This is a genomic window from Alteromonas sp. a30 (assembly GCF_026788005.1).
Classification (GTDB): Bacteria; Pseudomonadota; Gammaproteobacteria; order Enterobacterales; family Alteromonadaceae; genus Paraneptunicella.
The window spans coordinates 1-7,520 of the sequence record NZ_JABEPE010000039.1 but is presented as its reverse complement, the minus strand read 5'-3'; the positions used below and the strand labels follow the sequence as shown (position 1 = coordinate 7,520).

Annotated in this window: 5 protein-coding genes and 1 pseudogene; 3 read left to right on the top strand and 3 right to left on the bottom strand. The window is 41.0% G+C overall.

Annotation, left to right across the window (positions count from 1 at the left end; translation table 11 throughout):
* Window positions 1–66: 66 nt before the first annotated feature.
* Together HJG39_RS18600 and HJG39_RS18595 are read right to left on the bottom strand one after the other, a co-directional pair.
* Window positions 67–699, bottom strand: a complete 633-nt coding sequence (locus HJG39_RS18600; protein ID WP_268411833.1) for a hypothetical protein — start codon at window positions 697–699, stop codon at window positions 67–69.
* 369 nt (window positions 700–1,068) lie between these two features.
* Window positions 1,069–1,692, bottom strand: a pseudogene (locus tag HJG39_RS18595) (transposase domain-containing protein); the annotation flags it as partial.
* Between the two features lie 263 nt (window positions 1,693–1,955).
* Between HJG39_RS18595 and HJG39_RS18590 the strand changes: the two are divergent.
* From HJG39_RS18590 to dbpA, 3 genes are all read left to right on the top strand, one after another.
* Window positions 1,956–2,951, top strand: coding sequence for a hypothetical protein (locus HJG39_RS18590; RefSeq protein WP_268411832.1), 996 nt, complete (start codon window positions 1,956–1,958; stop codon window positions 2,949–2,951).
* 224 nt (window positions 2,952–3,175) lie between these two features.
* Window positions 3,176–4,279: a DUF2891 domain-containing protein gene (locus tag HJG39_RS18585; RefSeq protein WP_268411831.1), complete on the top strand. Its 1,104-nt coding sequence runs from the start codon at window positions 3,176–3,178 to the stop codon at window positions 4,277–4,279.
* A 546-nt stretch (window positions 4,280–4,825) separates the two neighbouring features.
* Window positions 4,826–6,202 (top strand): ATP-dependent RNA helicase DbpA, encoded by a 1,377-nt coding sequence (dbpA, locus tag HJG39_RS18580; RefSeq protein ID WP_268411829.1) that lies wholly within the window; start codon window positions 4,826–4,828, stop codon window positions 6,200–6,202.
* Window positions 6,203–6,421: 219 nt separating this feature from the next.
* Here the strand turns inward: dbpA and HJG39_RS18575 are convergent, their stop codons facing one another.
* Entirely contained in the window at window positions 6,422–7,414 is a 993-nt protein-coding gene (locus HJG39_RS18575) for a hypothetical protein (RefSeq protein ID WP_268411828.1), read from the bottom strand.
* Window positions 7,415–7,520 lie beyond the last annotated feature (106 nt).

The window sequence follows — 7,520 nt, the reverse complement described above, 5'->3', positions numbered from 1 at the left end:
TGAGGAAGGAGAAATAATGATTTGGTGATCTGATCATTGAGAGAAGGAAAAGTTCAAATCTTTTGTTCAACAAAGCCTATTGGTAGTGTCTCCATATAGGATGAACATTTTAGATGCGTTATAAGTTCCATAAGGAGTATAGGGGTGCTTCCACCCCCCTAGAAAGAACAGCTCAACCACTCTAGCATCAGCTCTTACTAGAGCTTCTCCAAAAGCGTCATTAGTCCAGTCAACTCCGATATTTGCAAGCTCTTTTCTTGCATCTTTCACAATATCTCGGGTCTCTGGGAAATCCTTATATAAATTGGGGCGGGTTTGTTTTGGTAGAACTTTATCCTTAAGGTCCTTCCAAATCTCAAGTCTACAATTAGTAGAGTGACGGACTGTTTTTTCCAGATCTTTTTGGAGAAACCCGTTGCTTTCTGTATTTGAGAAGGTTAGCTCACCATCAATTCCAATGTCAGCAATCTTTTTTAATAATTTGCTAACATCTGCATTGACTTTTCCTGATAAGCTCAGGGTATTTGAGGACGAGCTAAGTGGAACTTTCTCACATATTTCGTTTGCAAACTCTGATATCAAACTTAAAATCTTCCTTGAATCTTCAATGCTTTGCCCGAATGAAGGTAAAGTTATAAAGAAAAGAAAAAAGCTTAAATTTTTAAACTTTTTATAAGAGGCTCTTTCAAGTAATGGCATATTTATAGATTATCAATGTCAGTTCTTAAAGTTATCTTTATTGTCCATATTATAACTCTATCAGCAACATTTTCGATGATTTATCTTTTATCAGGTTAGGTCTTCGATTCGTCAATTTTTGTACAGGTTGTAATTGAAACTCAGAAATTACATTTTCAAGTTCAATAGAATAGCAGTATTTAATGTACAAACTTTATTATTCCAAAATCCCCTTTGTGTACAAACTCTTTTATGCGAATACATGATTTGTTTTGGCATAATAAATTAGAACTTCCCGGGTTCCATTGACACCCATTTTACTCAGAACGGGGCTTGTTCATATGGTTAGGGGCTAATTTTTCCAAAAAGCTACCTAGACCCTAATGCCAGTCAGTTAAGCTGACTGGCATTTTTCTTTTTATTGGGATATCTACTGGTTTTTGGCTTTATCCACCTTGGATAAGCCCTGTCTTCCCGTCGTATAGGTAGTTGATAGAAGCCTAGCTGGTCAATGAGTGAGTTATAAAGCAAAGGTAGTTTTCCCGGGCTGGTCAGTTGGACAGTCATCAGGAATGCAACAATGGCACTTGAGCAGCCACTAAAACTCAACTGGTTAGGCCATATTCCTTTTCGACTTGCCGCTTCGGTCATGGCTGAACGGATAAGGTTGTAAGCCAGTAGTAACCCCCATATTTCCTGCTCTACCATCTCTGGCAACTTGCTACGCAGAGTGTACTCACTGTTGAGCATAGTTTGTTTGATTTCCCTAAAACCAAGCTCTATTTCCAGTCGTTGTCTAGCTTGCACCATTGCACTGGGCGCAATCAGCGGATTTTTACCCGGTAACGCAATATCCATTTTGTTGGCAATATTCCAGACAGACTCCTGACGAAACAAACTCATTCCAATCACAGACCACATCACCGCTTCGAGAGGGAGTCTGCGTTTTCTGACTGTCGCTACCCCAGCTTCAATAAAAGCTTCATCGACAATGGCAGGATCGAGAAATGAAGATAGCTGGTCAAATGTACTGAACTGGGTACTAGCATTAAAAGCAGTATTAAGGGCTTATTGAAGTTGCACAAAAAAATCCGATGACCTTACGATCATCGGATTTTGATCCTCTTATGCCAAATGTCAACTTCTTAACTGATCGGCATTAGACGTAGATCCCCTTTTAATTTCTAAATTTGACAAAAACATTATTTAACCTTTAATTAGAAATTAGTAAGGACAATATAAAAACCTAATCTAAAAACTAAAAAAGAAGGCTCAATATGAACAACTTCACAAAAACCATTGTCACGACTTTAGTCGGATTATGCTATCTTCCAGTTACAGCATCAGCAGCGGGGAGTAATGGAGTACCTAGTAGATTAAACAATCTTGAGGAGGTTGTAGGCATAATATCTAGTGAGCTTGATACTATTTCAAACCAGATAGTGGATCTAGAAGAAATTAGACTTTCTATTGACTCACTGTCTGAAAAAATAACAGAGCTGGATGCTCTAAAATTGTCAGTCGATTCAAACTCTAGCAGAATTGCAGAACTAGAAAGTCTGAAAGAGTCAATAAGTTCAATCTTGTCTAGAGTTGAAGAACTAGAAAACCTGAACGAGACAGTATCCACCATTGCTGCTCGAGTCACTGAGATAGAAGGCTTAAAAGATGTGGTTAGTTCTATTTCATCAAGAGTTTCGATCTTGGAAAATGTTGTTGTTAGGGTTGATTCACTAACTAATCAATTAAACAGCCTTGAAAATGTCATACTTCAATTAGAAACGAAGCTTTCTGATTTTACACACTGCAATTCGCTTGGGAAACTATACTCCCCTAATGATGTAACTGCTGACAGTGATGGATGCACTTTAATTAATTCAGGAAGCAATGAGTTGAATGCCACCGTGTTGCACTCAGAAACAGCAAGCTATTATTCTTCCTTCAGAACTGCCTCTATTGATCTTAACTCAATTACAGGAAACCGTAATCATGTAAGAGTTGTCGCATCTTGTCAGAGTTTAGGGTCGGACTCCTTTAACTCAACAGTCATACAGTTTTTAGGGGCTGAGTCAGAAAGTATCTTGTCAATAAAAGCATGCGATAATCGAGGTGTGAGTAATGGAGAATCTTCGGGATATAAAAATGATTTTATAATGCCAATACCAAACGGAACCGCATCCATAAAATTGACGACCAGGGCGCTTAGAAATCCTCAAGGCGGGTCACATAGTGAATCAGTAATTACAGCATATGTTCTAGGTTCAAAAGCATAGTAAACTTCCATTTCTTCAATTAAGTAACTCATAATTAATATTCCCCCGCAAGGGGGAGTATTAAATAATGGTTAGCCCCTTTAAACTAACTGACCTTCCCCGAGAGTAGTTCCATTTTTTGATGAGATTTCGCATGCTATGCGGCTTTGTTCATCTATCCATCATGGCTTTTAGGGGGTATGATGTTTGGTTATAGCGTAATCAATAAGTAGCAATGAAGTATAATGAAAAAGACGCTTCCCATTTTTACTGTTTTAGCCCTGTACAGTTCCATCTCCTTCTCTGAGGAAAACCTGCCTAAAAATAGCGTTACACAGCGTTATGAGGTGGTGTTTACCAATCTCGCGCTAGACTGCATCCATAAAGAATACAGCAATAAAATCGGCCACTTTATGAATAGTGATGCGGATGTAAAGTCACCTCGTGAGTTATATCCCACTTTTTACGGTTGCTTTGATTGGCATTCGTCTGTTCACGGTCATTGGTTGTTGGTGAGGATGCTCAATACTCACAGTGATGCGATCGAGGCTGATACCATTATCAAAAAGCTTGAAGAGAGTTTTACTGCCGACAACATTGCGGGAGAGCTAAAAAATTATCAACGTCCCGGAATGGCTTCTTTTGAACGGCCTTATGGCATTGCTTGGTTGCTTCAGTTAACCTCAGAACTTCGCCAATCAAGCCTACCGCAAGCGGCAAAATGGTTGCAAAATCTGCTGCCTCTAGAGCGTCAAGCCGTCGAAAATATTAGCGAATGGTTGCCTAAGTTAACCTTCCCAATACGCACGGGGGAGCACAGTCAAACTGCGTTTGCTTTCGGCTTGATGTTGGACTGGAGTCGCATCGCGGGAAATACTGAATTTGAAGCTTTGTTAACTCAACGAGTGAAAGCACTTTATCTAAATGATAAAAATTGTCCGCTTGCTTACGAGCCTTCGGGGCAAGACTTCTTGTCTCCGTGTATTTCCGAAGCCGATTTGATGCGTCGAGTGTTAGAGGAAAAAGCATTTGCTCGTTGGCTAACGGCGTTTTTCCCAACACTAACGGAGAACAGCGGCTCTGATTGGCTGATTCCGGGTGTCGTAACGGATAAAAGTGATGGGAAGTTGGCACATCTGGACGGACTTAATATTAGTCGTGCTTGGATGTTGGAGGGGATCATTAGTGGTCTTCCTCAGGACGATATACGCATTTCAGCATTGAAGCTAGCAGTTGAATCTCACCGAAAAGCGGGACTTGATGCCGTTTTTGGGGATATGCATTACATGGGGAGTCATTGGCTAGGAAGCTTTGCCACTTATTTACAGACTCAACGAGGCTTAAAGTAGGCTAGAGTGCCTATTTTATCCGCCACTACACAGTGAATTTAATCCCGGCATCATAAGCTTAAATTAGGGAAGTTGCTGAGAAGCTTCGAACAAGCCTAAGAATAAAACAGTATTTAGGTCGTGTTTTAAGCGGCGAATCATTCATGATTTAAATCGAAAACGCTATTTACGTTAAAAGCACTTTTCAACAAAGCTCTCCCCTTGTTATAACTTGAGTTGTAAAGGATAATAGCCGCTCGTTGAATACTGCTTATTCTTCCTGTTAAAAACACCAAGAACGAAAAAATAAGCCTCGGTTTACATGCTCAAACGCTTAAATGTTTAGGTGCTTAACCTAAATGGCTGTGTTTAATTGCCAGTCATCCCATAGAGATTTATCGCAAACTCGACGTGGATACTTTCATGTAGGCTCCATAGCCACTTCCCTGCGGCTGAGGGGGTGTTCCTAATTCTCTACAGGCGACTGATAGTTTGGAACAGGTATGTAGACAATCGCCTCGACGAAGTACATCATCCTAAAGCGTCTTTCATTTTAAAGTGAGCACTGTGAATAAATCTTTTTCCTCTCTTAACTTACCTTCGCCTTTGCTAAAAAACCTCGAAACCATGGGGTTTAGCGAAATGACTGAAATTCAGGCCAAAAGTTTGCCGCTCATTTTAAAAGGCGAGGACGTACTTGGAAAAGCCAAAACCGGCAGTGGCAAAACGGTCGCTTTTGCACTCGGGTTGCTGAGCCGTTTAGAGGTTGAGAGATTCCGTATACAGGCTTTGGTGATGTGTCCAACGCGAGAGCTTGCAGAACAAGTCGCGCAAGAAATTCGTACGGTTGGCAGAATGATCGACAACATGAAAGTGCTGACTTTATGTGGTGGTACACCGATGGGGCCGCAAATTGGCTCGTTGTCACATGGCGCGCATATTATTGTGGGTACGCCGGGTCGCATCATGGACCACTTACTCAAACGTCGATTAAACCTTAAAGATGTTAATACCCTCGTGTTGGATGAAGCGGATCGCATGTTGGATATGGGTTTCGAAGAAGAAATGGAAACCATCATCAGGAATGTCCCCGCAGTAAGACAAACACTCTTATTTTCAGCAACTTATCCAGATGAAATTCGCAATATCAGTGGCCGAATTCAAAACGATCCGGTTGAAGTTACCCTTGAGGGCACACACGACACGAGTAAAATCCAACAACTTTTCTATGAAGTTGAAGAGGCTCACCGCATCAAAGCGACAGCGGCTTTGCTAACGCACTTCCAGCCAGAATCCAGCATCATTTTTTGTAATACCCGACAAGCTTGTCAGGAAGTCGCCGACGCGCTATCTGAGATGGGCTTTTCAGCATTGGCATTGCATGGCGAAATGGAGCAAAAAGAGCGCAATCAAGTATTGATTCAATTTGCCAACAAGAGCGTGTCGGTACTGGTTGCAACCGACGTTGCTTCAAGAGGGTTGGATGTTAAAGAAATCGGTGCGGTTATCAGCTATCAAATAACCCCCGATCCCGAAGTCCATATCCATCGTATTGGCAGAACCGGACGAGCCGACGCCGAAGGACTTGCGCTAACCTTGTGCGCGCCAAACGAAGTCGCCCGTGCCAACGCCATTGAAGATTACCAAAATGCCAAAATAAAATGGACGGGGATTCAGGCTGTCAGATTCCACGCCAACCGAATCATTCAGCCAGAATATAAAACCCTGTGCATTGATGGCGGCAAAAAAGCCAAACTAAGACCCGGTGATATACTCGGCGCACTAACCAAAGATGCAGATGTTCCGGGTGATGATGTCGGAAAAATCAACGTTACCCCCACCCACAGCTACGTTGCCGTTAAGTTACGCAGTGTAAAACGCAGCCTCAAGCAATTTAACGAAGGCAAAATGAAAGGCCGAAAGTTTAAAGCGCGTAAGCTTTAAATTGGCAGATTGCTACTTGCTTATTTAGAGACGGTTTCGCATTTGGGCAATGTAAAAAGGGAAATAAAAGGGTAGGCAAATTTTATTTCATGGCATATTCCAAGAAACTTCACTTCTGAGTGGATGAGATGCGCAACATTCACGGCGTGGTTACGTGAAAGTATCCACGGCGAGTTTGCGTTAATTTTGTATAGCTGGCTGACATCGAAACATAGCTATTTAGAAAGACTCCATTTTTGCTTCCATAAAGCGACGTATTTCACGAGCTTTTTCGGTATCTTTCGTTACTTCTATTTCATTTTCATAATTCCCGTTTTTTCTAGGTGTTTGCAGGAAATCATTAATCTTGAAGTAGAAAAAACCTTCTTCTAGTGCATATAAGAGGTTTTCCAGCTGTTCAATATTGAGTTTGGTGTAGTTTTGTCGTTGGGCTATAAATATTTCTTGAATATCTTCAAACGTAACAGAGTTTTTCGCTTCATCTAGTAAATGTTGTGAGAGCGGTACACCTTTATTTTTCAGTTTTTGAGCTAAGTTTAACGCTTTTTCTTTGGCATCATTTGTACTAATTTTGGAAAAGATATGACGATAAATATAAACTTTCGTGGCATCGACGGAGCCCCCAGCCATTGCTTTTTGTAGCCACTTTTCGGATTCATCATCAAGACGTTTTAGGGCTTGAATGTTATTGGGGGATATATCTTTTTTATAAATGTTTTGAATGATAAACCACCACAAAAACTGAAACTGCTCATCTCCTGCTTTTGCGCCTTCTTCTATTAACTTAGCTTCTTGAGTTTTATCGAAAAACTGACCGAAACTATGTACTGAAATATAATGATCTTCCCGATATAAGTTGTTACCCGTTAAGTCTGATTCAGGTACACAATAACTAAAAATATAATTGTAATTCTGCTCTTCAATATTGGTTAAACAGGCATTACCGAAGTGGTGAAGAGTAGAGAAAAAACTCAATGTGAGTACTAATACAGTACCGAAAAATAAGACGGGTTTCAGTATTGAGCGGGTTGGTATAGTTTGTTTGGGATGTATAGCTCCTGCATTGAATTGCGCTATGGCGAATTCTTCTACGCGAGTCAGCGTAGTGCCGCAGATTCTATAGGATATGGTCACTGGGAGGGGGGTAAGCATAAACCATAAAGGGCCAGCCTCTCCTTCTATTCCCCATGATATATAAATGACTCCAGTCAAGATACCTATTGCCAATTTAGCTTGAGTTCGGCTCTGTTGATCAATTCATTCCATAGACAAAACATCAGTAATGAAGCCCCATTTCAGGCCACTTTGTAGGTTTCAG